The organism is Brevundimonas goettingensis, assembly GCF_017487405.1.
Lineage (GTDB): Bacteria > Pseudomonadota > Alphaproteobacteria > Caulobacterales > Caulobacteraceae > Brevundimonas > Brevundimonas goettingensis.
In genome coordinates this window covers 480,305-506,265 of record NZ_CP062222.1, presented here as the reverse complement: position 1 = coordinate 506,265, position 25,961 = coordinate 480,305, and the positions used below count along the sequence as shown (strand labels likewise).

Genomic DNA, 25,961 nt, shown 5'->3' with positions numbered 1-25,961 from the left:
GCCATGACCTCCTTTCCCCTCCGCGACGCCCTGACCGGCGCCGACGGCCTTCCCGCCGCCGACCGCCGACGGCGCGCCCGGCGCCCCGTGCGCCCCTCGACGCGGTTCATCCGGGTCTCGCTGGGGATGATCAACCGGCTGGTCAGGGTCGCTGACGCCGCGACCATCCTCGGGGTCACCCTGATCTTCTGGCTGATGGACGCACCCCATCCGGCGCCCCTGTCCCTGCTGCAGATCCTGATTGCCGCCGCCGTCGGCGCCGCCGTCTTCGTCGCCGTGGTCCAGATATGGGGCGGCTATCGGGTCGAGCGCTATCACCGGGTGCGGTCCCAGGGGCTAGACATCGCCCTGGGCCTGATCGCCGCGACCGCGACAGACCGGCTGGTCGTCTGGGCCTTCGCCCCGGCGGCGCTCAACTCCAACCACTGGCTGCTGGTCTGGCTGCTGGGCGTGCTGGCCGGGCTGACCATGGGCCGGATCGGGTCTGCGATGAGCATAGACGTCCTGCGCCGCCGGGGCCTGCTGCGCCGCCGCGTCGCCGTGGTCGGGGCGACCCTTCTGGCGGGCGAGGTCATCCGCAATGTGCGCAAGGCCGAATGGCACCGGGAGTTCGAACTGGCCGGCCTGTTCGACGACGGCTCCCCCTCTCCCATGGTGGGCCGCATCGCCGACCTGCGCACCTTGGCCCAGACCAGCCGTATCGACCTGATCGTCCTGGCCCTGCCGTGGAGCCAGTCGGACCGGATCTTCGCCCTCGGCGACCAGTTGCAGTGGATCTCCGCCGATGTGGTGACGCCGCTGGAACATCCCGGCTTCCTGACGCGGTCCAGCCTGCTGACCGAGGTCGCCGGCCTGCCCGCCCTGCAGCTGACCCGCCATCCGTTCCGTGGGACGCAAGGACTGGTCAAGACCGCCCAGGACTATGCCGTCGCGGCCATCGGCCTGATCGCCGTGTCGCCCATACTGATCGGGGCGGCTGTGGCGCTCAAGCTCTGCGGCGGCGGCCCCGTCCTGTTCCGCCAGGATCGGATCGGCTTCAACGGCCGACCCTTCAGCATCTACAAATTCCGCACCATGACGGTGGACACCGCCGACGACGGCGCGGGCGGACAGGTGCGCGACAACCCCCGCATCACCCGGCTGGGCGCGCTCCTGCGCCGCACCTCGATCGACGAACTGCCCCAGCTGCTCAATGTCCTGCGCGGCGAGATGTCGATCGTCGGCCCCCGCCCCCACGTTTCGGGGATGCGCGTCGGCGACGGCGCTTACTCCGACGCGGTGCGCAGCTACGCCGCCCGCCACCAGATCAAGCCCGGCATCACCGGCTGGGCCCAGATCAACGGCATGCGGGGCGGGATCGATACGCTGGAGAAGGCCCGGCGCGGCGTCGATCTGGATCTCCACTACATGCGCAACTGGTCGCTGCAGCTGGATCTGCGGATCATGATCAAGACCCTGACCCTGCACATGGCCGGGCCGAAGGTGTTCTGAGCCACCATCCCAGCGCCAGCACCGTCGCCAGCTCGCCCGGCGACAGCACCACCGACACGATCGGCGAGACGACGATCAGGAACAGGGCATAGTCGAACAGGGCCCGCTCAAGCGTCCCGCCCTCGCCTCCCTCCCCTTGGGCCGCCCGCCAGGCCTGCCGCACGGCCCACAGATGCAGCCCCAGCATCAGCCCGGCGCCGATCAGGCCGTATTCGAACACCACTCCCAGCCAGCCCAGATCCGAGGGGAAGAAGAAGGGCGTGCCGACGATGTCGCCCAGGGTCACCCCGCCGATCCGGGTCGCCGAGCCCACGCCGGTGATCCAGCGCCAGGGCTGGTCGTTGAGGAAGCGCAATGCGGCTTCCGCCTCCGTCTGGCGCATGGTCAGGGAGCCGCCCAGCCCCTCGGCCGCCGCCCCGCCCTGAAGCCAGAGCAGCGCGGGGATCAGGGCCGCCAGCCCCGCCGCCGCCGGTCCGATCAGGGCCGGTCCCCGCCAGCGACCCAGGCTGAGGGCCGCGCCCAGCACCAGCACCAGTCCGGTTCCGGCGATCTGGGCCCGCTGCTTGTAGATACAGACCATGGCGAGCAGCCCCAGACCGATCAGCACCGGCTTCCAGGTCGCCGGCCGCGACCAGAACGACCGGTTCAGAACGAACAGGCCGAGGACGCCGAACATCATCGGCGCATTGATCCGCCGCCCGCGCTCGATATCGGTGAGGAAGAGCTTGGTGGTCTCGATGGTGCCGTTGAAGGCCGCGTCCGGGGCCAGGAACCACGCCCCGACCAGAAAGGCGAAGGTCAGGCCGCACAGGATCATCGCCGCACGCGCCAGCTCGCGCCCCGATGGCCGGAGCAGATTGAGCCCCGCCGCCCCGGCCAGCGCCCCGCTCAGCGGCCAGATCTTCGCCGTCGTCGCCAGAGCGCCGAAGCCGTCATTGCCGAGCTGGGCCATGCTGATCAAGGGAACGACGGCAAGTAGCCACGCGAGGGCCGCGAGCAGCAACGGCTGATATCCGGGTTTCGTCTTCAGCGCCCCGATCAGGGTCAGGGGCAGAACCAGCACCGGCCAGGTTTTGGACAGGCCGTAGAGAACCGGCGCGTCGATAACGTACTGGAACAGGCCCGCGAACATCGGCAGGGTCAGAACCAGCAGGGCCGTGCGCCCCCATGAGCCGGGCCAGACGGGACGCGGGGGCCCCTCCCTAAGGACGCCCAGCACCCGTCCGCGTAAGGGCGCGTTCACGCCGGCGAGGGTCCGGTCCCGGCCTCGCGTCCCGCCTTCAACCGCTCCTTCAGCGCGATCCACAGAATCGGGGCGGACTCGATGAAAACCCGGCGGAAATGACCGCGCGGCCGCTGCGCCAGCCGCCACGCCCACTCCAGCGTCGCCGCCCGCACCCACCAGGGCGCTCGCTTCACCCGCCCGGTCAGGAAGTTGAGGGCGCTGCCGACGCACAGGCCGACGCCGCTGATCCCCTCCATCTGCGTCAGGCGCAGGGCCAGCATCTCGCTCTGCGGCGCCCCGGCGATCAGGAAGACATAGCGGGCCGGATGGTCGAGCACGAAGCGCAGGCACTGCTCCACCTCCGCCGGATCGCGCCAGAAGCCGAACGACGGGGTAAACCGGGCGATGCGGCTCAGGCCGAACTGGCTGCGCAGCCGCGCCTCGACCTCGGCGTCGCCGCCGATCAGGGTCACACGCGCGTCCCAGGGCACGCCCAGTTCGAACAGACGCGCGGTCAGGTCGCTGCCCGCCGCCAGCGGAAAGTCCCGTCCGAACAGCCCCAGCGACAGCAGCCTCAGGATCCGGCTGTCGTTCAGCACCATCCAGGCCGCCCCCTGCGGCCCGCGAAACCGCGCCTCGCCCGAATAGGCGGCGACCACATGCTGGGCGTTGGGTGTGACCACGAAGGCGAAAGGCGCGGTCTCGGGCCGGTCCGCCACCGCCCGGGTCGCCGCCTCCAGCGTCAGGGGGGTGAAGGCGACGCCGAGGAAGCGGCGGCGGGGCAGATCGCTCATCGCACCCCCTCCAGACTGTTGGCGTAGGAGACGTTGCGGCTGAACGGCAGCATCCGGTTGACGTACTGGTCGATCCATAGATTGACCTCGGCGACGCGGCTGCGCGGCACGAAGACGATGTCCTCAGAGGCCAGCATCAGGCTCTCGCCGGGCGCGCCGTTCGAGACAAAGCGGCGCAGATCGACGGTTCTCAGCATCGGCGCTCCGTCGGGCCTCTGGCGGATGATCACCACCTGATCCATCCGGCTCTCGGAGCTGAAGCCGCCGGCCAGCATCACCGCCTCCAGCGTCGAGGCCCGCGCCGGCAGGGGATAGACGCCCGGCCGCGACACAGCCCCGCCGACGATGATCCGCGCCGCCCGGGCCTCGGTCACCGACAGGGTCACGACCGGGTGGCGCAGACGGGGTTCGGCGGCGGCGGCGACCGCGGCCTGAAGCTCGGCGGCCGTGCGATTCTGGGCCTCGACCCGGCCCGTCGCCCTCAGGCTGATGAAGCCGTCGGGCTCGACCGCCGCCTCCTGTCCCATCTCGGGCGTCATCAGGAAGTCGATCTTCAGCCGATCGCCGACGCCGAGCCGATAGCCGGGCGCCGACTCGCTCCAGGGCGCGAAGCCCTGCGGCTCCCGCTCGACGGGACGGATGTCCTGTGTCGTGCCGCAGGCCCCCAGAAGCAGCAGCGGCAGAAGTCGTTTCAAAGCCATCGGTAGATCGCCTCCGGAATATGTTTGCGGCGGCCGGTGAAGACGAAGCCCAGGAGGTCGCCGCCCGCCGCCAGCACCGCCTCGCGCATCCTGAAAGCTACAGGCCCCCGGGTGCGTTCGGCCGCGATCAGCATCACCGTCGCATCGACCAGCGGATGCAGACGGCGGGCGTCGGGCGCCTCCACATCGGTGCGGCCGACCACGACGATCCGGCCGAAGGCGCCGCGTAGGACTTCCATCAGCATCTCGGGCGCCGCCTCCGCGGCGGTGACGCCGCCCACGACGTTCAGGCTCCCCCCCTCTGCCAATGGGGCCTCTCCGGTCGCGACCCACAGGCCCGGCAGGCTGGAGCGGGCCACGTCCAGATGATGCGGGCCGATCGGCAGCCGGCGCAGGGTCGTCGCCGAGGCCTTGCGTCGGTAGTGGTCCGCCGCATCCAGATCCAGCAGCAGCACGGCCTCGCGCCGTCCCGAGGTGGCCAGGGCCTGGGCCAGGGCGAGGCCGATGCGGCTCTTCTGTGGGCCTTCGCCGACGATCTGGACCACCCGCGCCGGCCGCCCGTCTCCGCCTTCGGTCAGCAGGGAGGCCAGCCTCCGCACCGCCGCCTGGCCCTCGGGCGAGCCTGGATCGGCCGCCTCGCTCTCGAAGATCATCAGCCCGGGCAGGCGCAGCGCCCCCTCGGCCTCGTCCGGGGTGACGAAGGTCTGGCGCAGAACCACGGCCAGGGTCACCGCGACCGCCGCCGCCGCCAGACCGGCGAATAGTCCCGCCAGCACCAGCGCCGGCCTCAGCTCCCGCCCGGCCATCGGCGCCGTCGGCGGCTGGACGATCCGCAGGGTCGTATTGTGATCGTCGACCGCCTGATCCTCCAGCGAGGAGCCCGCGCGGCTGACCAGAAGGGTGCGATAGATGGTCTCCGCGGCGCCACGGCTGCGCTCCAGATCGTGCAGCCGCATCTCGGCCTGGGCCAGGTCGCGCACCCGCGCCTCGGCCGCCGCCACCTGAACCGCCAGCTCGGATGACTGCCGCGTCAGGGCCGCCTGTTCGACGCTCAGGGCCGCGCGGCGCTGGGCCAGCATGTCGGCGACCGGATTGCGCACCGTACGGTCGGAGAAACGGATGTCCTGGGCGTTCTCGATGATCTGGGCCTGGGCGGCGGCGATCTTGGCGTCCAGCTCGATCAGGCCGGGCCAGTCGGCGGCATACTGGCCCGCCACATGGGCTCGCTCCTGCCGGAGCCGCAGCAGGGTATTGCGCGCCTCGTCATTGGGCGTCGAATTGGTGCGTTCCTGACTGTCCAGAACCCGGTCCGCCGTGGCGGCCAGTGTCCTGCCCGTCGCCGCCAGTTCGGCCCGGACCACGCCCAGCCGTTCGCGCGTCTGGGCCGCCCTCTGGCTCAGCCCGTCCAGCCGGTCCGACGCCAGCCGGATGTCGGTCTCGACGTCCAGAACCCCGTGATCGGCGCGCACCGTCTGGATGTCGGCCTCGGTGGCCTTCAGGGCGGCGACATAGCGGTCGATCTCCTGATCCTGCCGCGCCCGCGCCCCGTTGACATAGAGGCCGGCGCGGCGCGCCACATAGCCGTCGACCACGGCCTGAACCGCCCGCAGCGCCCGCGCCCGGTCCGGGTCGGCGAAGGCCACGCGCAGGATGTTGGTGCCGGGATCGACCTCGACCTTGAGCGCCCTGGAGAATTTGGCCATGGCGCGGGCGGAGGGTTGGGTGGTTCCGTCGGTCGCCTCCAGCGCCGCGCGGATCACCGGCTCGCTGTGCAGGATGCGGGCGTCGGACTGCAGCACCCGCTGCACGGCCTCCGCCCCCTGAAAGGCCTGGGGGCCGTTCAGCCCCTCCTGCGCGGCCTCGGTCGCCCCGACGCGCAGCAGCAGCAGGCTCTCGGCCGTGAACCGGGGCGGGGTCACGAGCGCGACGACCAGCCCCAGCGCCAGCCCTCCGGCCAGACAGGCCAGCACCAGCCGTCCTTCGCGGAACAGATGGGTCAGACCGTCGCGCAGGGACCAGGCGCCGTGCAGGCCCTGTGGCCCCACACCCCACACGACGTCCTCCGTCCACGTTCCAGCCGCTGCGACCAAGACCCAACCCCGGATCGTCGCCCGGTTGCGGACGACTCATTGATACACGTTCTGGTAGCATCGAGAAGGTAAACGAGTTGCATCCAGCCGCCGGAGCCTTCGCTCGTGACCGCGACCACCCTGCCTCTCGTGACACGCGCCCGGGTCCACCTCGTCCTGTCGCTGGGCGCACGGGCGCTGGAGGCGGCGGCCAAATTCGGCCTCTACGCCCTGGCGGCCCGGGCGCTGGGCGGGCACGATGCAGGACGCTTTTTCCTCGCGCTGAGCGTCGTGCACATCGTCTCGACGGTCGCCCGGTTGGGACTCGAGCGCCCCCTGACCCGCCATGTCGCAGCCGAGCTGGCCGTCGGCGACGGGGCCGCGGCCGGGCGCGCCATGCTGACCGGATCCGCCGCCATCGGGGCCGCCAGCGCGGCGGCGGGGGCTCTGCTCTTCCTCGCCGCCCCCGTCGTCGCCCACGACCTGCTGCGCCAGCCGGACATGGTCGCGGCGCTGCGGCTCGCGGCCCTGATCGTCCCGCTGCAGAACCTGGCCTACGCCCTCGCCTATGCCCTGATCGGGCTGGAGCGGGGGGCGGCGGGGCAGTTGGTCATGAACGCCCTGGCCCCGACGCTCAGTCTGACGGCCCTGATGCTGGGCGCCGGCGACCTGGCCCGACTGCTGATCGCCTATGCCGCCGCCTTCGGCCTGTGCGTCCTGCTGGGTCTCGGGTGCATACTCGGCGAGCGGCGGCGATTGACCACACCGCCCGGCTGGACCCCGCCTACTGAAGCTCTGCCGAGCCTCTGGCACGGCGCCCGGCCCCTGCTGGTGGTCGAGGTTTCGCAGGCCAGTCTGCTCAGCCTGCCGGTCCTGATCCTCGGCGCCCTGGCCGACCCGGTTTCCGTCAGCGTCTTCAGCCTGTGCAGCCGCCTGTCCATGCTGGTGACCACTGTGGTCCTCAGCCTCGGCGCCCTGTCGGCCCCGGTGTTCGCCCGCCACTATCGCCTCGCCGACTGGTCCGCGCTCAGGGCCGCCGTGCGCCACAACCGCCGCCTTACCCTGGCCTTCTGCCTGCCTCTGATCGCGGTCATGGCGGTCGGTGCCGCCCCCGTTTTGGCCCTGCTGGACGTCGAGGCGGCGCTGGGCGTGCCGGTGCTTCTGATCCTGCTCTGCGGCCAGCTGATCTTCTGCCTCCTGCCCTCGCGCGACGTCCTTCTGGCCATGGCCGGAGAGGGGGGGATCCTCCGCCGGCTCAGCCTGTGGCAGCTGGCGTTCTGCACCATCCTCTGCCTCGCCGCCATTCCGCCGTGGGGCGCGGTCGGGGCGGCTCTGGCCAGTGCGACGATCTGGATCGGCGGCGCCGTCGCCCTCGCCGTCACGGCTCGACGAAGGCTGCCGCAGGTGTAGCCCCCTCTACCGCTCATCCCGGCGAATGCCGGGACCCAGATCCAGACCCCTGCCCGCCGCAAGGCGTCCATCTCGCCGGACTTCAGACGCCACATTTGAATCTGGATCCCGGCATTCGCCGGGATGAGCGGCGTGAGATAAGGTTCTGAAATCATCAGACTGCGAGCCTGGCCCGGATGACCGCCCCAACTCCCTCCGAACTCATCGACGGCCGTATCGCGGCCCTGAGCGACTGGCGGGGCGAGACCTTGGCCCGCTGCCGCGCCCTGATCCTCGAAGCCGATCCGGACATCACCGAGGACTGGAAATGGCGCGGCGTCCCGGTCTGGTATCGCGACGGCATGATCTGCACCGGCGAGACCTACAAGGCCGTGGTCAAGCTGACCTTCGCCAAGGGCGCCGCCCTTCCCGACCCGACCGGCCTTTTCAACGCGAGCCTCGAAGGCAACGTCCGCCGCGCCATCGACATTCCCGAAGGCGCGGTCATCGACGCCGATGCGTTCAAGGCCCTGGTCCGCGCGGCTATCGCCCTGAACCAGTCCAAGCCGGCGAAGAAGAAGTAGGCCTCACCGGTCGAACGGCGGCCGTTCATCCCGGTGTACGGCCAGCACATTGCAGAAGTCGGCGGGCGACGTCGCGATCTCGCGAAACAGCCCGTCCTTCAGGCGGAAGAAGCGGTAGTTCGCCTCCGCCAGCATGTCCCAGGTCTCGCCGGCCGCGCCCGAAGCCCCGCCGGCGTTGATCCAGGCATTGCATTCGAAGATGACCGCCGGCCGCAGTCGGGCGAGGGTCCGCGTGGCGCCGGCGATGACCATGGGCTCGGCGCCCTCGACGTCGATCTTGATCAGGTCGATGCGCCAAAGGTTCTCCAGCGCGACCAGACTGTCCAGGGTCAGGGTCCGCACCGTCTCGCCGTCGCTCGTCTTCGCATTGGCGATCAGGGAGAAGGCCTGGGGGTCGTCGCCCAGCGGCACGTGATGCAGGACCGCCTCCCCGTCCCGGTCCGAGGCCGCCAGCTTGAGCGGCTTGGCCCACGGATAGGCGTTCATGGCGAGGTTGGAGGTCAGGTGCCCGAACGCCGCCTTGCCCGGCTCCAGCGCCAGCACACGCCCAGTCGGCCCGACGAGCCGCGCCGCCTTCAGGGCGTAGAGGCCGATATTGGCGCCCACATCGATGAAGACGTCGCCGGGCCGCAGCAGCCGGTCCAGCTCGCGCAACTCGGGTTCGACCCAGTCGCGCAGCAGGAAGGCGGTGATGGAGGTGTATTTCAGGTCCGCCGGGGTGCGCATCCGCTCCCCGCCCTTGCGGGTCAGGTCGAAGGCGGCGCCCCGCCCCATGGCCACCGAGGCGGCCAGCATCCCCGCCCGCGCCAGCACCCGGGCAGGCTCCGCGCGGAACGCCGGTTGCGAGGTCAGTTTGCGCACCCGTCGCATCAGGCTCATCGAACAAGCTCCAGTCTGGACGGGCCAGCCCGCCCTTGCCCTGCCTCAGCCGCAACTCTGAGCGCGGCCTGGATCTCGGCCAGCCGTCGGGGCGTCATGCAGATCATGTTCTCGCTGTCGGTATGGCCGCGCGCGAAGCCCTTCGCGTCCGGCCGCACCTCGACATAGCCGAGCGAGGCCAGCATCGGCTCCAGCGTCGGATTGTCGTGAAACCGCTCGACCATCAGCACCGGCTCATGGGCGATCAGGGTGAAGGCGGCGCCGGCCAGAACCTCGTGCTCCAGCCCCTCGACGTCGATCTTGATGAAGGTCGGCTTCAGGTCGAAGGAATCGAGGGTGCGGGTCTCGCACTCGGCCTCGTCGACGGTCAGTTTGGCCGGATCGAAGCCATAGAGGGTCTCCGGCGACAGATAGGCCCGCGCCGCCGCCGCCGAAAACGTCGCCAGCCCGTCATAGGCGAAGCCGCCGTAGCGCGGCGTATAGAGGGTGCGCCGCTCCGCCCGCCGCCCGAGGCCGACATTGACCAGCCGCACTCCCGCCCGCCCGCCGAACCGGGCCACCAGCCAGCGGAACATGGCCGGATTGGGCTCGAACGACACGACGGCCGCCTCGGGCCGCACCCGCTTCAGCGACAGGATGCTCTGGCCCCGGTTGGCTCCGATGTCGAGAAACAGGTCGTCCGCCCGCACCGGCAACCGCCCCACCAGGGCGAAGTCCCGATCATGCAGCAGCCCGAAGGTCGAACGCGACCAATGGTAGAATCGGTTCTTGGCTTCCCTCAGTCCCGGAAACCAGTTCTGCGCTGTCCTGACGGCCTTGCGGTACATCTCGCTCCCTCGTGACTGACGAAGTCATACACGCGGAAGTTTAACCATAGGTTGTGCGGGGACGCGTGCGCGCGGCGGCAGGGAACTATGGTGGTGATGAAGGGAGGACGGGCGAACCCGGCCGGATCAGCCGACCTCGGCCAGCTCCGGCACGCGGACGACTTCGCGCCAGCTCTGCGGATTGGCCAGCAGGGCGCGGACCAGCAGGTTGTTGACGGCGTGACCGGCCTTGTAGCCTTCATAGCGGCCCAGCAGGGGCGCGCCGAGGACGTACAGGTCGCCGATGGCGTCCAGGGCCTTGTGCCGGACGAACTCGCGTTCCATCCGCAGGCCGCCCGGGTTCAGGATCTCGTCGCCGTCGATGACGACCGCGTTTTCCAGCGAACCGCCGCGGGCCAGACCCGCCTTGCGCAGGGCGTCGACCTCATGGGCGAAGCCGAAGGTGCGGGCGGCCATGATCTCGGTGCGGAAGGTTTCCTCGTCGACGACGAAGTCCACCACCTGATTGCCGATGACGGCATTGTCGAAGTCGATCTCGAACCGCATCTCATAGCGGTCGCAGGGCAGCAGGGCCGCAGTCTTGTCGCCTTCCGTGACGCGGATCGGCTCCAGGATCTCGATATAGCGGACCGGGGTCGACTGACGGCGGAAGCCGGCGCGGTCCAGCAGCTGGACGAACTGCAGGGCCGAACCGTCCAGGATCGGCAGCTCGGGCCCGTCGACCTCGACCACGGCGTTGGAGATGCCCAGCGCCGCGAAGGCGGCCATCAGGTGCTCGATCGTCGACAGACGAACGCCCTCGGCGTTCTCGATCATGGTGTTCAGGCGGGCGTCGATGACGGCGTCGCCCGAGACCGGGATCCGGTTGTCGCGGTCGGTGATGTCGGTGCGGACGAAGACGATGCCCACGCCAGGCGCGGCCGGACGGATGGCCAGGCGCACGCGCTCACCGGTGTGAACGCCGACGCCCGCGATAATGGCGGGGGCGACGATCGTCCGTTCGCGATGATCATGGCGTGGCGGCAAAGGCGGTGACTCGTTTCAGGAAGGCCCCAGACCTGGACGCAAGACGGTCCGGGTCATCGATCTGTTTAAAGGACGTCTCGCAAGCGTTAAACGAAACTCGAGTTTCGGATTGTTTCCGTGGTTAACAGAACGCCGAAATGCAGAACGCCCCGGATGTCTCCGGGGCGTTCGTCAGGTCAGTCGCTTTTGGGGGCAGCCCTTCAGTTGGCCAGACGCCTCAGAAACGAAGGGATTTCAAGATCGTCCTCGGCGGCCGGTTGCGGCTCGGGCATCGGCTGGGCCGAGGCGTTCGAGCGCATCTGCGGGGCCGGCTGCTGCACATAGGTCGGCTGAGGACGGGCGGGCTTCTTGGAGCCGAACAGGCTCCAGCCGCTCTTGCGGTGATCGCGGTCGTCATAGGCCGGTTCGGCGTAGTCGGGCTCGGCGGCCGGTTGCGAGCGCTCCATATAGAGGTCGCCCTGGTCGGCCTGAGCCGAGACGGCCGGACGGCGGGTGCGGTCGGATTCGAACTCCTCGACCCAGGGATCGACGATCGGCGCCAGGGTGCGTTCCTCGGCGACGTGGTGGATCACCGGCTCGGGAGCGGGCGCGGGGGTCGGCTCGGGCGCGCGCGCAGCAGTCGGGGCTACGGCCGAAGCCGTCGACTGAAAGCTGGGAACGACGGGCGCGGGCTCGGGCGCACGATAGGCCTCGGAGCGGACAGGCTCACGCACCGGCTCACGAACGGGTTCGTGGCGGACCGGCTCGGCGCGGCTGGCGGCATAGGGGGCGGCCGGGCGGCGGGTGTCGGCGAAGGTCGGGGCGGCGGTCGGCTCGATGCGGGCGGCGACGCCCTCGTCCATGCCGGTGGCCACGACCGAGACGCGGATCTTGCCGTCCAGGGCCGGGTCGAAGGCCGCGCCGAAGATGATGTTGGCGTCGCCGTCCACCTCGGCAGAGATGGCGTTGGCGGCCTCGTCGACTTCCAGCAGGGTCATGTCCAGACCGCCGGTGATGTTGACCAGCACGGCCTTGGCGCCCTTCAGGCTGGTCTCGTCCAGCAGGGGGTTGGCGATGGCGTTCTGGGCGGCCAGCAGGGCGCGGTCGTCGCCGGTGGCCTCGCCCGTGCCCATCATCGCCTTGCCCATTTCGGACATGACGGCGCGGACGTCGGCGAAGTCGAGGTTGATCAGGCCCGGCAGGATCATCAGGTCGGTGATCGAGCGCACGCCCGAGTGCAGGACCTGGTCGGCCATGCCGAAGGCGTCGGCGAAGGTGGTCCGCTCGTTGGCGACGCGGAACAGGTTCTGGTTCGGAATGACGATCAGGGTGTCGACGTAGCGTTGCAGCTCGGCGATGCCCGCATCGGCCAGACGCATGCGGTGGCGGCCTTCGAAGGTGAAGGGCTTGGTCACGACGCCGACGGTCAGGATGCCGCGGTCGCGGGCGCATTTGGCGATGATCGGGGCGGCGCCGGTGCCGGTGCCGCCGCCCATGCCGGCGGTGATGAACACCATGTGCGCGCCGTCCAGGTGCGCGTGGATCTCGTCGGCGCTTTCCTCGGCGGCGTTCATGCCGACTTCGGGGTGGGCGCCGGCGCCGAGGCCCTGGGTGATCGTCTCACCCAGTTGGATGCGGCGGTCGGTCTTGGCGAAGGACAGGTGCTGGGCGTCGGTGTTGGCCACGACGAATTCAACGCCTTCGAGGCCGGCGTCGATCATGTTGTTGACCGCATTGCCGCCTGCGCCGCCGACGCCGAAGACGACGATCCGGGGTTTCAGTTCCGTGGCCTGAGGCCGCACCAACGAGAGAGTAGACATGTTCTTTTTCCGACCTTCCGACCCTGCCCCCTGAACGGCCACTGCGAAATCCCCGCCGATTCGCAGTGGTTAACGGGCGTGTTAAGGAAACACCCGCCACCGTTAAGAGAAGGTTACCGACTAGCGTGAGTCGGGTGGCCGTCGAACGATTTCGTTAACCTGAGCAGCAGGAAGGGCGGGGATAATCGTCATTTCTCGCCCTTCCGGCGAGCTTGGCCGCCGGGCCGAAAACCCCGTCGCACAATTGAAAAGGGCGGCTCTTGCGAGCCGCCCTTTCCGTTCGGGATCGGTTGATCTTACCAGACGCGCCAGTTCAGACCGACGTTGAAGCGACGACCGTAGGGGTCGAAGTTCGAGTAGAGGGTCGTGCCCAGCCACGGAGCCTGCTCGGCGTCGAAGACGTTGGTCACGCCGGCGCGCAGCGTCACGTCGTCCGTCAGGTCGTAGCGGACGGCGAAGTCGTTGCGGACGAAGTTTCCGGTCTCGCGGTATTCGATCGGCTGCGAGTCGAGGTTCGAGATGAAGCTGCGGAGCTGGCTCAGGTCTTGCGACGATTGCCAGTCAGCGGTCCAGGTCAGGGTCAGGGTGTCGATCGGCTTCCAGGCCAGGGCCGAGGTGAAGCGAACGCGCGGATAGAAGACCGTGCTCGACAGTTCGTTGAAGGTATTCGGGAAGGCGATGTCGGTGAACTGCTTCTGTTCGATCAGCCACGAGCCGTTCAGCGAGTAGCTGAACTGGCCGAAGTCGCGACCCAGCATTTCTTCGGTGTCGAAGGAATAGCGGGCCGTGAAGTCCAGACCGCGAACGGTCCGCTTCGCGTAGTTGATCGAGCCCTGGATGAAGCCGCCGAACGGATCGCCGGCCGGGGCGCCGACCTTGAAGGCCTCGGAGCGCAGCACCGCCGTCGTGCCGGCCACGGCCGGATTGTTGCGGAAGATGGTGGCGCAGGCCGCGGTGTTGAGACCCACGTTGTTCACGCAGTTGGTCGCGGCGACAGGCGCCGTAACCGACTGGATCACGTTGGTGATTTCGATCTCGTAGTAGTCGAGCACGACGGACAGGTTCGGGATGAACCGGGGCTGGAACACGGTCGAGAACGTGAAGGAGGTCGACTCTTCAGGTTGCAGGAACGGGTTGCCGCCGTTCACGCCCGCGACGCCCGACGAATACAGGGGATTGTAGTCGTCGTCCGCCGAGGCGGTGGTGCCCGCGAAGTCGTAGCTCAGGCCCTTGGCCGCCGCCAGGGTGGTGCAGTTGGTGATCCGGTTGGCGCGGTTCTCGGCGGTGTAGGTCGCGGTCAGGGCCGCCGTGATGTTACGCGTGTCGCAGGGATCCGAGAAGCTGTTCGCGAAGGTCTGCGAGAGCGGCGCGAAGTTCTCGCTGAGCGACGGAACGCGGATCGAGGTGTTGTAGCTGGTCTTGAACGCCAGGTCGTGGACCGGACGATAGACGAAGTTCACGCCGTACACTTCGGTTTCGCCGACGGTGCTGTAGTCCGCATAGCGATACGAACCGCTCAGTTCGGCGTATTCGCCGAGGAAGCTGTCGCGCATCAGCGGGACCGAGAGTTCGGCGAAGGCTTCGTTCGAGGTGTACGAGGCCAGACCGAAGTCAGCGCCGGTGTTCAGGAACAGGACGCGATCACCGGTGCCGGCCGAGCGGCCGACGCCTTCGGTTTCTTCCTTGCGGTACTCGTAACCGACGGCCAGGCCGATGGCGCCGGCGCCCCAGAAGTCCCACAGCTGGCCGGAGACCGAGGCGATGGCGTCCGACTGGCGGTTGTATTCATTGACGGTGATGAAGGTGTTCACATAGTCGAGGCCGGCCTGCGACTGGTTGCCCGCCCCGAAGATGTTCAGCGGCTGGCAGGTGTCGATGGCCTTCTTGCCCTCGACGCTGGAACGGATGTCGCCGCCACGGGCCGAGTCGTACAGGGCGCCGGCGGGGCCGGTCGCCAGGGCCGGGTTGCCGGCGGCGATCAGCTTGACGCGGCAGACGATGGCGCCGGGGGTGCCCAGGACGCCCGCGGTGTCGACCACGGAGTCCGCGGCGAACTGGAAGCGTTGGACGTCAACACCGTACTCTTCGTTGGTGTTGTGGACCTCGCCGTAGGTATAGGAAACGTCCCAGTCGAAGTTCTTGATGAACAGGACTTTGTCATACGAGCCGTTCAGATCGACGACGTAGCGCTGCAGATCGCGGTTGTTGTCCTGGTAGCGCTGCGGACCGAACATACGGTGGTCGGCGAAGGCCGCGGCCGTCGTCGTGCCCGTCGGGGTGCTGGGCAGCGAGGTCGGGTTCGTTGCGGTCGGCGTGGTCGGCGCGTTGTAGTTGATCAGGACGTTGGACGCGATCGCCGCCTTCACATTGGCCGGCAGATAGGCGTTGTCCGAATAACGCATCTGGAAGGACGAGGTCGCGATCGTGTTGGTCGCGTTGCCCGAACCGTTGACGACGTTGGCCGCGCGGTTGTCGGCCAGATAGACGTCGAAGAAGGTCGGCTGCGACGCATCGATCGTTTCTTCGGTGACGTATTTGGCTTCACCGTAGAGGTTGATGTTGTCGGTGATCTTGAGGTTGCCGCCGACCTGATAGCGCTGCGACTCCGAGGAGGGCAGACGGTTTTCGGTCGAGAACAGGACGGGCGACTCGCCGTCGCCGCCGATGGTGTACGGGCGGCTGGCGCCGGTGTTGCCGACGCGCTGGCCGAAGTTGGCCAGACGGGCGGTCGTGCCGTCGAACCAGTAGGTCTTGGCCGGGTCCACCGAATAACAGGCCGCGGCGTTGTAGCCGGTGCAGGTCGACTGGGTGACGTCGGGATCGTTCAGCGACGAACCGGGCTGGTTGTTCGCGATGGTCAGCGAACCCCAACGCGGACGGTCCAGACGACGCAGCTCGTTGGACGAAATGATGAGGTTGTCGATGACGCCGTCATCGTTCGGACCGTTCAGGATCGCGGTGGGGTCGGCGTCGATGCCGAACAGGGTCGGAGAACGACGCAGCCAGTCCATGTCGGTCGAAACGACTTCGTCCAGCTTCTCGTATTCGCCGTGGGCGTACAGGTTCAGACGGTCATCGAAGAAGTTCTTGCCGATCAAGGCGCTGAAGCGCTTCGAGGTCTGGCCGTCCTCGTTGATCATGGCCAGGTTGCCGTCGATTTCGAGGCCTTCGAAATCCTTGCGCAGGACGAAGTTCAGCACGCCGGAGACGGCGTCAGCGCCGTAAACCGACGAGGCGCCGCCGGTGACGATTTCGATGTTTTCGATCAGCAGACGCGGAATGGTGTCGATGTCGACGGCCAGCGAACCCGGGGTCTGAGAGCCGACGTGGCGGCGGCCGTCAACCAGGGTCAGGGTGCGGCCGACGCCCAGCGAGCGCAGGTTCGGCAGCGACAGGCCGCCGTCGTTCAGGCCCGAGCCGGTGGTGTCCGAAGGAACGACCGAGTTGGACAGGGCCGGGATGGTGGCCAGGTAGTCGATGACGGTCGACAGACCGGTCGACAGCAGCTGCTCCTGGGAAACCTGGATCAGCGGGGTCGGCGCCGTGGTCGGGTCGCGGCGGATCCGCGAACCGGTGACGACGACTTCTTCGACCTGGGTCGATTCACCGTCCTGGGCCGGAGCCGATTGAGCGAAGGCCGGAGCCGCGGTGGCGGCGATCACACCCGCCAGGATCGTAGTACCGAAGAGATACTTGCGCTTCAGAAGCATTTTTATTGGCCCCAACCAAAGGAAAACAGAGGTCGTTCGCCGAGGAGAGTCGGAGAACGCGCTGCTGGTTGGATTAGAGGAAAACGACGCTCTCGCAAGCATTGCGACCGCAATACGGCCACTGTGCGGAACTTCTGTTACAGTGGGGACACAGTCTTGCCACGAGAGTGCGACGCCCTGAACACTGAAATGTTTGGGTTTTTTGCGGCGAAGGCCGCGTCACTGTCACACTCGCGCGACGTGCAGAGGTTAACGGTGACCGGATCGCGTTCCGTGAACGTCGTACTGGCCACAATCTCGCCGCGTAAAAGGCGGGCCTGAAATGGAGCGCTGAATCACCTCGTCACCCCACCGGGGAGGGTCAGAGATTCTCGCGCAACCAGCCGGCGGCCCGGGCGACGATGTTGCCGCGGTGGACCTTGGGGGCGTCGGCGGCGGTGATCTGGCGCGACATCAGCTTGCGCGCGGAGACCGCTTCGCGCGGACCATAGGCGGCCCGCAGCAGGACGCCCGCCGAAGAGCAGAAGGCCGGGCCCGAGGCGGCGTCGGCCAGGTGGGGCGCACGCTGGGGCCGGCCCAGACGCACCGGGCGGTCGAACACCCGGATGGCCAGTTCACGCACGCCGTTCAGCTGGCTGGCGCCGCCGGTCAGGACGATGCTGGCGCCGGGATCGAGCGCCACCCCGGCGTTGCGAAGGCGATCGCGCAGCAGCTCCAGCGTCTCTTCCACCCGCGGAGCGATGACGGTCTTGAGCATGGCGCGGGGCACGATGACGGGGCCGGCGGCGGGATCCTCGCCGCGCGGCGGGGCCTCCAGCATCTCGCGGTCCTCATTGGCCGAGGCCATGGCCGACCCGTGCAGGGTCTTGAGCCGCTCGGCGCCCGCCCTGGAGGTCGACAGGCCGCGCGCGATGTCGGCCGTGACGTGATCGCCGCCGACGTTGACGGATTCGATGTGCAGCAGCGACCGGCCGCTCCAGACCGCAGCGCTGGTCGAGCCGCCGCCCATGTCGATACAGACGCAGCCCAGGTCCATCTCGTCCTCCTCAAGGGCGGCGAGGGAGGACACGACCGGCGCGGCGGCGACGCCCTGCAGGTCGAGGTGAGCGAGTTCGAGACAGTGGCTCAGCGAGGCGAAGGCGCTCTCGGCCATGGACACGACCAGCAGGTCGAGGCCCAGCGAGCCCCCGCGCATCGAACGCGGATCATGGACGCCACGCGCCCCGTCCACCGACCAGGCGATCGGCAAGACGTGGATCGGACGGCGGTTGGGCAGACGGATCTGCGCCAGGGCCATGCCGATGGCGCGGGCCAGGTCGGCGTCGCCGATGGGATGGGCGCCGATGGACACCCGGGCCTGGACGCGGTGGCTGGCCATCTGGCCGATGGCCGTCGAGACGATGACGCCGGACACGGGGGCGCCCGAGGCGCGCTCGGCGCGCTCGACGGCATGGCCGATGGCCTGGGCCGCCTCGTCCATATTGATGATGGAGCCGCCCTTCACGCCCTTGGACTGGACATGGCTGGCGCCGGCGACGCGAATGGTGCGGTCGGCATGGCGCACGCCGTCGGGCTTCATGATGAAACAGGCGACCTTCGACTGGCCCAAATCCAGCGCGGCCACGACCGGCGCGCGGTTGGCCTTGGCGGCGTCGGCCACGGCGTCGTTCTTGCGTCCGGTCATCGTCCCTGCCCTACCCTACTCTGCTCAGACGTCGTCTTCGGCCGTAGCCGCATTCTGCACGGCGGCGACCGCGCGGCCCGGACGGACGGCGACGGAATCGTCGGCGCGCAGGTCCACCCGCGAGAAGCCGAGGTCCAGCAGCCGCTTGCGCTGGTCCAGCGCGTCCAGACGGATCAGGGCCGAATCCAGCCCCATGGCCGGAAGCATGATGATGCTGCCGTCCTTGAGCCTCAGGTCCCAGCGGCGCTCGTCGACGCGGATCAGGGCGTCGATACGGCCCATCAGGCGCGGACGCTGGGCCAGCAGCGGCAGAAGTTCGGCCGCAGCGACATCGGCGCCCTTGCCCACCACCAGCGGCAGGGCCGGATAGCGGCCGGCGTCGGCGCCGGGGATGGTCTTGCCGTGGCTGTCGATGACATAGTTCTGGCCGCCGGTCTGCCACACGGCCAGACGGTCGTGTTCCTTGACCTCGATGATCAGGGTATCGGGCAGCAGGCGCACGACGCGCGCCTCCTCGACCCAGCCCACGCCCTGCACCCGGTCGCGCATGGCGGCCAGATCCAGGCTGGTGATCGGCTGTCCGGCGTGGACATCGAGCGCCGCGCGAATGGCGGGCGTGGCCTCGGCCGAGGCGCCGGTGATGTGCACGCGGCGCAGCGACAGACCCATGCCGGTCGTCAGGGAGTCCATGCCCCGCCCCATGGAGGCGTGGATGCGCTCGGCGCGCGCGCCGGTGGCCAGAACCGCGCCGAGCACGACGACGCCGGCGACGATGGAGATGACGACTGCGCGGGGGGACAGATCGAGCTTGCCGACCGCGGCGAACTTGCCGGCGACGACGGGAGCGTTGCGGGCCCCGCGCTGGCCGCCCTTCTTCGCAGAAGAGGACGCGCCGCGCTTCGGAGCCGAATTCGAAATCTGTCGCCGACCGCCGCGTACTACCGCGGGCATGAGGCGTCCTCCACGATCCACCGGACAAGGTCTTGATAGGACATCCCGACGTAGGCGGCCTGCTCTGGAACCAGAGAGGTCGGCGTCATGCCGGGCTGCGTATTGACCTCCAGAAAGACCAATTCGTCCTTAACATCGTCATAACGGAAGTCGCTTCTCGAAACCCCCCGGCAACCCATGGCGACATGGGCCAGCTCGGCCTGACGCAGGGCCTTGTCGAACACGTTCGCTGGCAAAACCGCAGGCAATTCATGCACCGAGCCGCCCGGGGCGTATTTGGCTTCGTAGTCGTAGAAACCTTTCGTGGGCGTGATGTCGGTGACGGTCAGGGCGCGCGGGCCCGACTTTTCCCCAACAACGGCGACGCAGAGCTCCTTGCCGGGAATGTAGGGCTCGACCATCACCGTCTCGCCATAGGTCCAGCTGTCCTCGCCGACCTCGGCGACCGGACGGTTGGCGCCCTCGCGCACTAGGAAGACGCCCACCGAGGAGCCCTCGGCGTTCGGCTTGATCACATAGGGGGGCGGGATGACGTGTTCGCGCGCCACCTGATGCCGGTCATAGAGACCGCCGCCGGGCACGGCGACGCCCGCCGCCTTGAGCACGGCCTTGGACTTGTTCTTGTCCATCGCCAGGGCCGAGGCCAGGACGCCGGAGTGGGTATAGGGAATGCCGAGGGTCTCCAGCACGCCCTGGACGCAGCCGTCCTCGCCCCAGGCGCCGTGCAGGGCGTTGAAGACGACGTCGGGCTTGAGCGCGGTCAGGACGGCGGCCAGATCGCGGCCCGCGTCGACGCGCGAAACCTTCGCCACCTGCCCCTCCAGGGCGTCGGCGCAACCCTTGCCCGAGACCAGCGACACCTCGCGCTCGGCCGACAGCCCGCCCAGCAGGACGGCGACGTGCAATTCGGAAAAGGGTTTTGACGACGGCATGGAGAGCTCCGGGACGTCAGAACTCAATGCGCGAACGTCCTTAACACCTCGTCAATGAAGACGACGCGAAGAGGGCCTTAGGACGAAAGATGCAGGCCGGCGCCGTAACCCACCTCCGTCATCCTCGGGCTCGTCCCGAGGATCCAGGGTTCGACGAAATCGGAAAGCGACGGCGGACGCCGAAGCGTCACCATACGCAATCAATAGCCTGCACGCTGACATATGGGTCCTCGGGACGAGCCCGAGGATGACGGTGTCAGGCAGACCACCGCGACCCGAAACGCCCCGGTGGGCGGACGCGCCTGATGTCGGCTACGGGAGCAAAGTGAACGCTAGCGGACTTCCCATCGGGCACGGGCGTAGTAGGCATCGCCGGCTGGAGGAGCGTTGCCGTCGGCGTCTTGCACAATCGCCTTGAGTTGAACTCGTGTAGCCCACACGCCGAACGAAGAGCCCGGCTCCGACTCTTCGACAAGACGGCACGCAGTCGTGACACCACCTTCGCCGAGGTCGCATCTCAACAGCGCCCATCCCTTGCCGGCGGCATCCACGGGCATCGTGGACAAGAGGCGTTGTGGAACGCCCCCTCTCAGTTCGGCCGGGCACCAAAGCCGGGATCCTGTCGCGGGGTCACGCTCGGATCGTTCGCAAACGACCGGTTCAGGTCGCGGCGAAATGGGGAGGGCTGACTGGCCAAGAACCAGGAATATCGAGGCGCCGATCATGACTTCTTTTATCGTTTGGTCGCCAGCGTCCGCAACGGGTCGTGAGCAGGCCTCGGAACCGGAGCGCCACCGCCGCCGCCGCCAGCGATGCTTCTGTGAGCGGACGGGCTTGGTGTCAGCTCTGGGTGGGAAGCTGACGTTCAGCGCAGCGCAGCAATTGCTGCGCGATGTGTTGCGATACTGCCTTTTGCGGCGGAGACGCATTCCTGCATCGTCCGCGTCACCCCACTGTCGTCGCTTTTGATCTCTTCGACGTAAGCCTTCACGGCAGGTTCGAAGCCACCTTGGGGAAACTGTTGGTCCAGTCTGCCGAGGTAGTAGAAAACGCCTGCGGTATTGTCCGCTGAAGGGTGGGTCTTTTGGAGAATGGTGAAAAGGACGAGGCAACGGACATTGGTATCATTGGTGGCATCGGTCGCAGTTGGCTGGCTAGCCGAACAGGCGGTGAGGCCCACCGTTGCCGCCGACAAAATAGCTGCTGCTCTGCGCATGAGGTCACACTCGCCCTGAGCCGTTGAGGTCGGCCACAACCTAGGGAGTTTCGAGTTAACAACTCTGGCTGCTACGAGAAGGCTAGTGACCAACGTCGGCAACGGGTCGTAAGCCGACCTTGGCGCTCTCCCGGACTTCAGACCCCCAGCGACCGTTCACGCAATCCCCGCCTGAGGCTGACAGATCAGCCGGGCCGCCCGATCCGCTTGATCTCCCAATCCAGTTGGACCCCGGTCTTGGCCAGAACGTCGGCGCGGACGGCCTCGCCCAGACCTTCGATGTCGGCGGCGGTCGCCCCGCCGGGGTTGATCATGAAGTTGGAGTGCAGGTCCGAGAACATGGCCCCTCCCCCGGTCACGGCGTGCAGCTTGCCGCGCCATCCCGCCTCGTCGACCAGCTTCCACGACGAATGGCCGGGCGGGTTCTTGAAGGTGGAGCCGCCGGTCTTCTCGCGGATCGGCTGTGTGGTCTCGCGGCGCGAGGTGATCTCGGCGATGCGGGCCGATACGGCCTCGGGCGCGTCGGGCGCGCCGCGATAGACGGCCTCGATCCAGATGATGTCGGCGGGCGCCTCGGAGTGGCGATAGGTATAGCCGAAGTCGGCGAGCGCATAATCGACCCGCTCACCCGCCCGCGTCAGGCCCCAGGCCGAAACGAGAATGTCCTTGGTTTCCGAACCGTAGCAGCCCGCGTTCATGGTCAGGGCCCCGCCGATCGTGCCCGGAATGCCCGCATAGAACTCCAGCCCGGCCAGCCCGGCCTTGGCCGAGGCCTTGGCGACCATGGCGTCCAGCGCCCCCGCGCCGGCGGTGATGGTCTCGCCCTCGGTCGTCACGCCCGCGAACGGACGGCCCGCCAGACGAATGACAACGCCCTCGACCCCGCCGTCGCGCACGATGACGTTGGAGCCCACGCCCAGCACCAGAACCGGTACGGCGGCGTCGAGCCCCTTCAGGAAGTCCGCCAGATCCTCAGCGTCCGCCGGAATGAACAGGACCTCCGCCGCCCCGCCGACCCGGAACCAGGTGAAAGGCCCCAGCGGCTCGTCGCGCAGCAGCTTGCCGCGCACGGAAGGAAGGGTGTCTCGCCAGTCGCTCATCGGCCTGCGATGCCCGCTCGGGCTCGCCAAGGCAAGAGGTCAGACATCAGACGGCGGTTTGGTCATCCGCCGGATAGGGGAAGTACAGTTGGTTGCCGTCCGGATCGGTGACGATCATCAGCGGATAGCCCCAATGGCCGTCCGTGACCTCCACCCCGCGCCGCTCGAACTCGGCCCGCGTCGCCGACAGCAGGTCGAGGTCCAGCGAGACGAAGACCAGACCGCCGCCCACCTTGTCGGGCCATTGCGAGGACAGGATCAGTTCGCACTCCTGCCGGCTGACCTGAACGATCATCCGCTCGCCGCCCTCGTCGTAACGCCAGTCCTCGCGAAACCCGAGCTGGCCCCGGTAGAAGGCCACCGACCGTTCGATGTCCGCAACGAACAGGACCGGACGGGAATACCAGTCGGTCACTTTACCCCAGCGCTTCGAGCTGCGCCGGCAGGGCATAGGCCCAGCTGGTGATGTCGCCGGCGCCCAGCAGGACGACCACGTCGCCGGCCGAGGTCGCCTCGGCGACGATGCGCGGCAGGGCGGTGACGCTGTCGAGCGCCGAGACCTGGCGGTGGCCATAGCGGCGCACGCCGTCGACCAGCGCGTTCTTGTCCACCCCCTCGATCGGGGCCTCGCCCGCCGGATAGACGTCGGCGATCAGGACCACGTCGGCGTCCGAGAAGCTGGTCGAAAACTCTTCCATCAGGTCGCGCAGCCGGGTGTAGCGGTGCGGCTGCATGACGGCGACCACCTTGCCCTCGGTGACCTGACGCGCGGCTTTCAACACGGCGGCGATCTCGACCGGGTGGTGGCCATAGTCGTCGACGATGCGCACGCCGCCGACCACGCCTGTGGTGGTGAAGCGCCGCTTGACCCCGCCGAAGCCGGCCAGACCCGTCTTGATCGCCTCGTCCGAGACATCCAGTTCGCGCGCCACGGCGATGGCGGCCAGGGCGTTGGAGACATTGTGCCAACCCGCCATGGGCAGGTGCAGGCCCTCGATCCGGGTCGGCTCGACCGACGGATCGCCGGACTGGAAGACCACATCGAAGCGGCAGCCGTCCGGCCCCATCTCGCAGCCCTCGGCCCGCACCATCGCCTGCGGGTTCAGGCCATAGGTGACAAGACGCCGGTTATCGATAGAGGCGACCAGACGCTGGACCTCGGGGTGGTCGAGGCAGACGGCGGCGAAGCCGTAGAAGGGGATGTTCTCGACAAAGTCCACGAAGGCGGCCCGCACCTTGTCGAAGTCGCCGTAGTGATCGAGGTGTTCGGGGTCGATATTGGTGACGATGGCCACCGTCGATTTCAGGCGCAGGAAGCTGCCGTCCGACTCGTCCGCCTCGACCACGATCCAGTCGCCGTCCCCGACCTTGGCGTTGGTGCCATAGGCGTTGATGATGCCGCCGTTGACCACCGTCGGATCGAAGCCCGCCGCGTCCAGCAGGGCCGCGACCATCGAGGTGGTCGTCGTCTTGCCGTGGGTGCCGCCGACCGCGATCGAGAACTGCAGCCGCATCAGCTCGGCCAGCATCTCGGCGCGGCGGACCAGCGGGATGCGGCGCTCGCGGGCCGTCATCATCTCCGGATTGGAGGCCTTCACCGCCGTCGAATAGACCACGGCCGAAACGCCCTCGATCACATGGGCGGCGTCATGGCCGATGAAGATCTTCGCGCCCAGCTTCTCCAGCCGGTCGGTATTGGCGCTCGACTTGGCGTCCGAACCCTGAACCGAATAGCCGATCTTGAGCATGATCTCGGCGATGCCGCTCATGCCGATGCCGCCGATGCCGACGAAGTGGACGGGACCGAGGTCGAACGGGACGGGGCGAAGTCGAGCGATCATCCCAGCGGATTAGCAAGGGTCGCCCCGGAATGCGAGACGCCTGTTCAGACCCCTGGTTTGGGCCCCGGTTCAGGCTGTCATTCTCCGGGCGAAACGGCTCCGGCGGCCGGCCAGGCGCTGTCGCCGATCCGGGTCAGGTGCATCTCGATCACCTTGAACGGCGGCCGGCCCTCCATGACGAATTCCCCGACCTCATGCCAGGTCCCGTTCTCCAGCGTCGTCACATAGCGGATTTGCCCGCTCGGCACGGTCATGGTCCACCGGAAGCCGTTGGCGTCGCCCTCGAACGGCACCTCGACCACGCCGCCCTGGGCATAGGACCGCATGGTGTAGGCCTTCTTCTCATTGTCCCAGCTGAGGATGGCGACAGCGTTGAAGGCGGTCGTGCCGTCGGGATTGTAGGAATGGCCCTCGATCACCCGGATCGAGCCGCCCAGCAGGGTCCCGATCCGTTCGGTGTGGCGCAGGGTCTGCGTCCCGGCCCGCGTCGTCATCACCGCCGTGCCCCGCCACTCTCCGTCCAGCCAGGCCACCTTCTGCATGGCCTCCCGCTGCTCGGGCGTCCCGGCGGGCAGGTTCTGCTGGGCGCTGGCGACCGTCGGCGCGGCAATGGCGAGACCGAGGGCGAAGATCAGACTGGCGACACGTTTCATGGCATTTCCCTCCATATGCACTTTGCATCATAAAGTGAAAACACCGTTCGACCATGCGACATTTTGGGGCGCTACCGCCGTCGACGCGGTCGCCAGCTGCTTGAGCGCCGCCACGCACCAATCCGCGCTCAAGCAGCGAGCCGCCGCTGGGCGAGCGATAGAGCCCAAAACAAAAAACCCGCCGGAGCATTGCTCCGGCGGGCTGATCATTCCGAGAGGCGTAGACCCTAGTGGGCCACGTTCTTCCAGATGCGGCGATAGCTGACGTAGGTCACGCCGGCGAACAGGGCCAGGAAGGCCAGCACGCCCAGACCCGCCTGCTTGCGCTCGACCGCGTGGGGCTCGGAGGCCCAGGCGATATAGGCGGCGACGTCCTTGGCCATCTGGTCCTTGGTGGCGCGGGTGCCGTCGTCGTAGGTGACCAGACCGTCTTGGGCCAGCGGCGGCGGCATGGCGATGAAACCGCCCGGAGGGGTCGCGGCGCCTTCCGGCATGAAGGGCTTCAGGTCGCCCGACATATAGGCGTTGTAGTGCTGGGTGTTGGTCATCTTCAGACCCGCCGGCGGCGTGTGGTAGCCGGTCAGGATCGAATAGATGTAGTTGGCGCCGCCGTGGCGGGCCTTGGCCATCACCGACAGGTCAGGCGGAGCCGCCCCGCCGTTGGCGGCCGCGGCCGCCGTGTGGTTCGGATAGGGCGACGGGAAGGCGTCGGCGGCGATGCCGGGACGCTGGATCGGCTCGCCCGTCTCATTGTCGATGTCCGAGACCTGGATCTCGGCGGCCAGCGCCTTGACGTAGCGGTTCTCGGCCGGGTTCGCGGCGTGCGGGTCGTAGAAGGGCCCGCCCTTCTCGCCCAGGGTCCGGAAATGCATCAGGCTCATCGAGTGGCAGGCCGCGCAGACCTCCCGATAGACCTTGTAGCCGCGCTGCAGCTGGCCTTGATCGAAGGTGCCGAACGGCCCCTCGAAGCTGAAGCCGCCGTCGCGCAGGTGGTGGGCGCCGCCTTCGGCCAGAGCCGGGGCCGCAGCGACGGTCAGGCCGGCGAAGGCCGCGACCGCGATCAGGGTGTTACGGATGGAAATCGTCATCG

General features: G+C 68.2%; 21 protein-coding genes. 3 read left to right on the top strand and 18 right to left on the bottom strand.

Annotated features, from left to right (window positions below):
- Positions 1-3: 3 nt before the first annotated feature.
- Positions 4-1,491, top strand: coding sequence for an exopolysaccharide biosynthesis polyprenyl glycosylphosphotransferase (locus IFJ75_RS02615; protein ID WP_207871016.1), 1,488 nt, complete (start codon positions 4-6; stop codon positions 1,489-1,491).
- Here the strand turns inward: IFJ75_RS02615 and IFJ75_RS02610 are convergent.
- The 4 genes from IFJ75_RS02610 to IFJ75_RS02595 are packed head-to-tail and all read right to left on the bottom strand — an operon-like array spanning position 1,448 to position 6,256.
- Positions 1,448-2,734: a hypothetical protein gene (locus IFJ75_RS02610; RefSeq protein WP_207871015.1), complete on the bottom strand. Its 1,287-nt coding sequence runs from the start codon at positions 2,732-2,734 to the stop codon at positions 1,448-1,450. The genes IFJ75_RS02615 and IFJ75_RS02610 overlap by 44 nt on opposite strands.
- A complete protein-coding gene (locus IFJ75_RS02605) occupies positions 2,731-3,510 on the bottom strand; it encodes a WecB/TagA/CpsF family glycosyltransferase (protein WP_207871014.1) in 780 nt (259 codons plus the stop codon). Before IFJ75_RS02605 ends, IFJ75_RS02610 begins: the two co-directional genes overlap by 4 nt.
- Positions 3,507-4,211 carry a polysaccharide biosynthesis/export family protein gene (locus IFJ75_RS02600; RefSeq protein ID WP_207871013.1) on the bottom strand — a complete coding sequence of 235 codons (705 nt, stop codon included), beginning with the start codon at positions 4,209-4,211 and terminating at the stop codon, positions 3,507-3,509. Before IFJ75_RS02600 ends, IFJ75_RS02605 begins: the two co-directional genes overlap by 4 nt.
- Positions 4,202-6,256, bottom strand: coding sequence for a GumC family protein (locus tag IFJ75_RS02595; RefSeq protein WP_207871012.1), 2,055 nt, complete (start codon positions 6,254-6,256; stop codon positions 4,202-4,204). The genes IFJ75_RS02600 and IFJ75_RS02595 overlap by 10 nt, the downstream gene beginning before the upstream one ends.
- Before the next feature lie 150 nt (positions 6,257-6,406).
- Here IFJ75_RS02595 and IFJ75_RS02590 point away from each other — a divergent pair, with 150 nt between their 5' ends.
- On the top strand, positions 6,407-7,690 hold the full coding sequence (locus IFJ75_RS02590) for a lipopolysaccharide biosynthesis protein (RefSeq protein WP_207871011.1): 1,284 nt from the start codon (positions 6,407-6,409) through the stop codon (positions 7,688-7,690).
- 176 nt (positions 7,691-7,866) lie between these two features.
- Positions 7,867-8,253, top strand: a complete 387-nt coding sequence (locus tag IFJ75_RS02585) for a DUF1801 domain-containing protein (protein ID WP_207871010.1) — start codon at positions 7,867-7,869, stop codon at positions 8,251-8,253.
- A 3-nt stretch (positions 8,254-8,256) separates the two neighbouring features.
- On the opposite strand, the gene IFJ75_RS02580 is transcribed toward IFJ75_RS02585, so the two are convergent.
- The 14 genes from IFJ75_RS02580 to IFJ75_RS02515 form a co-directional block, all read right to left on the bottom strand.
- On the bottom strand, positions 8,257-9,132 hold the full coding sequence (locus IFJ75_RS02580) for an FkbM family methyltransferase (protein WP_207871009.1): 876 nt from the start codon (positions 9,130-9,132) through the stop codon (positions 8,257-8,259).
- Positions 9,129-9,959, bottom strand: coding sequence for an FkbM family methyltransferase (locus IFJ75_RS02575; protein WP_207871008.1), 831 nt, complete (start codon positions 9,957-9,959; stop codon positions 9,129-9,131). Before IFJ75_RS02575 ends, IFJ75_RS02580 begins: the two co-directional genes overlap by 4 nt.
- A gap of 126 nt (positions 9,960-10,085) precedes the next feature.
- Positions 10,086-10,985 (bottom strand): UDP-3-O-acyl-N-acetylglucosamine deacetylase, encoded by a 900-nt coding sequence (lpxC, locus tag IFJ75_RS02570; RefSeq protein WP_207871007.1) that lies wholly within the window; start codon positions 10,983-10,985, stop codon positions 10,086-10,088.
- A 200-nt stretch (positions 10,986-11,185) separates the two neighbouring features.
- On the bottom strand, positions 11,186-12,784 hold the full coding sequence (ftsZ, locus tag IFJ75_RS02565; RefSeq protein ID WP_207871006.1) for a cell division protein FtsZ: 1,599 nt from the start codon (positions 12,782-12,784) through the stop codon (positions 11,186-11,188).
- A 296-nt stretch (positions 12,785-13,080) separates the two neighbouring features.
- Complete coding sequence (locus tag IFJ75_RS02560; RefSeq protein ID WP_207871005.1) at positions 13,081-16,494, bottom strand: TonB-dependent receptor domain-containing protein; 3,414 nt, start codon at positions 16,492-16,494, stop codon at positions 13,081-13,083.
- Between the two features lie 361 nt (positions 16,495-16,855).
- Positions 16,856-18,178 (bottom strand): cell division protein FtsA, encoded by a 1,323-nt coding sequence (gene ftsA / locus IFJ75_RS02555; RefSeq protein WP_207871004.1) that lies wholly within the window; start codon positions 18,176-18,178, stop codon positions 16,856-16,858.
- A 24-nt stretch (positions 18,179-18,202) separates the two neighbouring features.
- Positions 18,203-19,129, bottom strand: coding sequence for a cell division protein FtsQ/DivIB (locus IFJ75_RS02550; RefSeq protein ID WP_207871003.1), 927 nt, complete (start codon positions 19,127-19,129; stop codon positions 18,203-18,205).
- On the bottom strand, positions 19,117-20,061 hold the full coding sequence (locus tag IFJ75_RS02545; RefSeq protein ID WP_207871002.1) for a D-alanine--D-alanine ligase: 945 nt from the start codon (positions 20,059-20,061) through the stop codon (positions 19,117-19,119). Before IFJ75_RS02545 ends, IFJ75_RS02550 begins: the two co-directional genes overlap by 13 nt.
- Before the next feature lie 865 nt (positions 20,062-20,926).
- Positions 20,927-21,277 (bottom strand): hypothetical protein, encoded by a 351-nt coding sequence (locus tag IFJ75_RS02540; RefSeq protein ID WP_207871001.1) that lies wholly within the window; start codon positions 21,275-21,277, stop codon positions 20,927-20,929.
- A 185-nt stretch (positions 21,278-21,462) separates the two neighbouring features.
- Positions 21,463-22,377: a UDP-N-acetylmuramate dehydrogenase gene (gene murB, locus IFJ75_RS02535; protein WP_207871000.1), complete on the bottom strand. Its 915-nt coding sequence runs from the start codon at positions 22,375-22,377 to the stop codon at positions 21,463-21,465.
- Positions 22,378-22,423: 46 nt separating this feature from the next.
- Entirely contained in the window at positions 22,424-22,792 is a 369-nt protein-coding gene (locus IFJ75_RS02530; protein WP_207870999.1) for a VOC family protein, read from the bottom strand.
- Between the two features lies 1 nt (position 22,793).
- Positions 22,794-24,218 carry a UDP-N-acetylmuramate--L-alanine ligase gene (gene murC / locus IFJ75_RS02525; RefSeq protein ID WP_207870998.1) on the bottom strand — a complete coding sequence of 475 codons (1,425 nt, stop codon included), beginning with the start codon at positions 24,216-24,218 and terminating at the stop codon, positions 22,794-22,796.
- A gap of 77 nt (positions 24,219-24,295) precedes the next feature.
- A complete protein-coding gene (locus IFJ75_RS02520) occupies positions 24,296-24,871 on the bottom strand; it encodes a DUF1579 domain-containing protein (RefSeq protein WP_207870997.1) in 576 nt (191 codons plus the stop codon).
- Between the two features lie 227 nt (positions 24,872-25,098).
- A complete protein-coding gene (locus IFJ75_RS02515; RefSeq protein WP_207870996.1) occupies positions 25,099-25,959 on the bottom strand; it encodes a cytochrome c1 in 861 nt (286 codons plus the stop codon).
- Positions 25,960-25,961: the final 2 nt, after the last annotated feature.

What these genes read in the sequence shown, in the direction of transcription:
- IFJ75_RS02600 (WP_207871013.1), bottom strand. Translation starts at nt 4,211, where the DNA reads ATGGCTTTGAAACGACTTCTGCCGCTGCTGCTTCTGGGGGCCTGCGGC.
- ftsA (WP_207871004.1), bottom strand. Translation starts at nt 18,178, where the DNA reads ATGACCGGACGCAAGAACGACGCCGTGGCCGACGCCGCCAAGGCCAAC.
- IFJ75_RS02515 (WP_207870996.1), bottom strand. Translation starts at nt 25,959, where the DNA reads ATGACGATTTCCATCCGTAACACCCTGATCGCGGTCGCGGCCTTCGCC.
- murC (WP_207870998.1), bottom strand. Translation starts at nt 24,218, where the DNA reads ATGATCGCTCGACTTCGCCCCGTCCCGTTCGACCTCGGTCCCGTCCAC.
- IFJ75_RS02560 (WP_207871005.1), bottom strand. Translation starts at nt 16,494, where the DNA reads ATGCTTCTGAAGCGCAAGTATCTCTTCGGTACTACGATCCTGGCGGGT.
- IFJ75_RS02575 (WP_207871008.1), bottom strand. Translation starts at nt 9,959, where the DNA reads ATGTACCGCAAGGCCGTCAGGACAGCGCAGAACTGGTTTCCGGGACTG.
- ftsZ (WP_207871006.1), bottom strand. Translation starts at nt 12,784, where the DNA reads ATGTCTACTCTCTCGTTGGTGCGGCCTCAGGCCACGGAACTGAAACCC.
- IFJ75_RS02550 (WP_207871003.1), bottom strand. Translation starts at nt 19,129, where the DNA reads ATGCCCGCGGTAGTACGCGGCGGTCGGCGACAGATTTCGAATTCGGCT.
- IFJ75_RS02540 (WP_207871001.1), bottom strand. Translation starts at nt 21,277, where the DNA reads ATGCGCAGAGCAGCAGCTATTTTGTCGGCGGCAACGGTGGGCCTCACC.
- IFJ75_RS02585 (WP_207871010.1), top strand. Translation starts at nt 7,867, where the DNA reads ATGACCGCCCCAACTCCCTCCGAACTCATCGACGGCCGTATCGCGGCC.
- IFJ75_RS02615 (WP_207871016.1), top strand. Translation starts at nt 4, where the DNA reads ATGACCTCCTTTCCCCTCCGCGACGCCCTGACCGGCGCCGACGGCCTT.
- murB (WP_207871000.1), bottom strand. Translation starts at nt 22,377, where the DNA reads ATGAGCGACTGGCGAGACACCCTTCCTTCCGTGCGCGGCAAGCTGCTG.
- IFJ75_RS02545 (WP_207871002.1), bottom strand. Translation starts at nt 20,061, where the DNA reads ATGCCGTCGTCAAAACCCTTTTCCGAATTGCACGTCGCCGTCCTGCTG.
- IFJ75_RS02605 (WP_207871014.1), bottom strand. Translation starts at nt 3,510, where the DNA reads ATGAGCGATCTGCCCCGCCGCCGCTTCCTCGGCGTCGCCTTCACCCCC.
- IFJ75_RS02580 (WP_207871009.1), bottom strand. Translation starts at nt 9,132, where the DNA reads ATGAGCCTGATGCGACGGGTGCGCAAACTGACCTCGCAACCGGCGTTC.
- IFJ75_RS02520 (WP_207870997.1), bottom strand. Translation starts at nt 24,871, where the DNA reads ATGAAACGTGTCGCCAGTCTGATCTTCGCCCTCGGTCTCGCCATTGCC.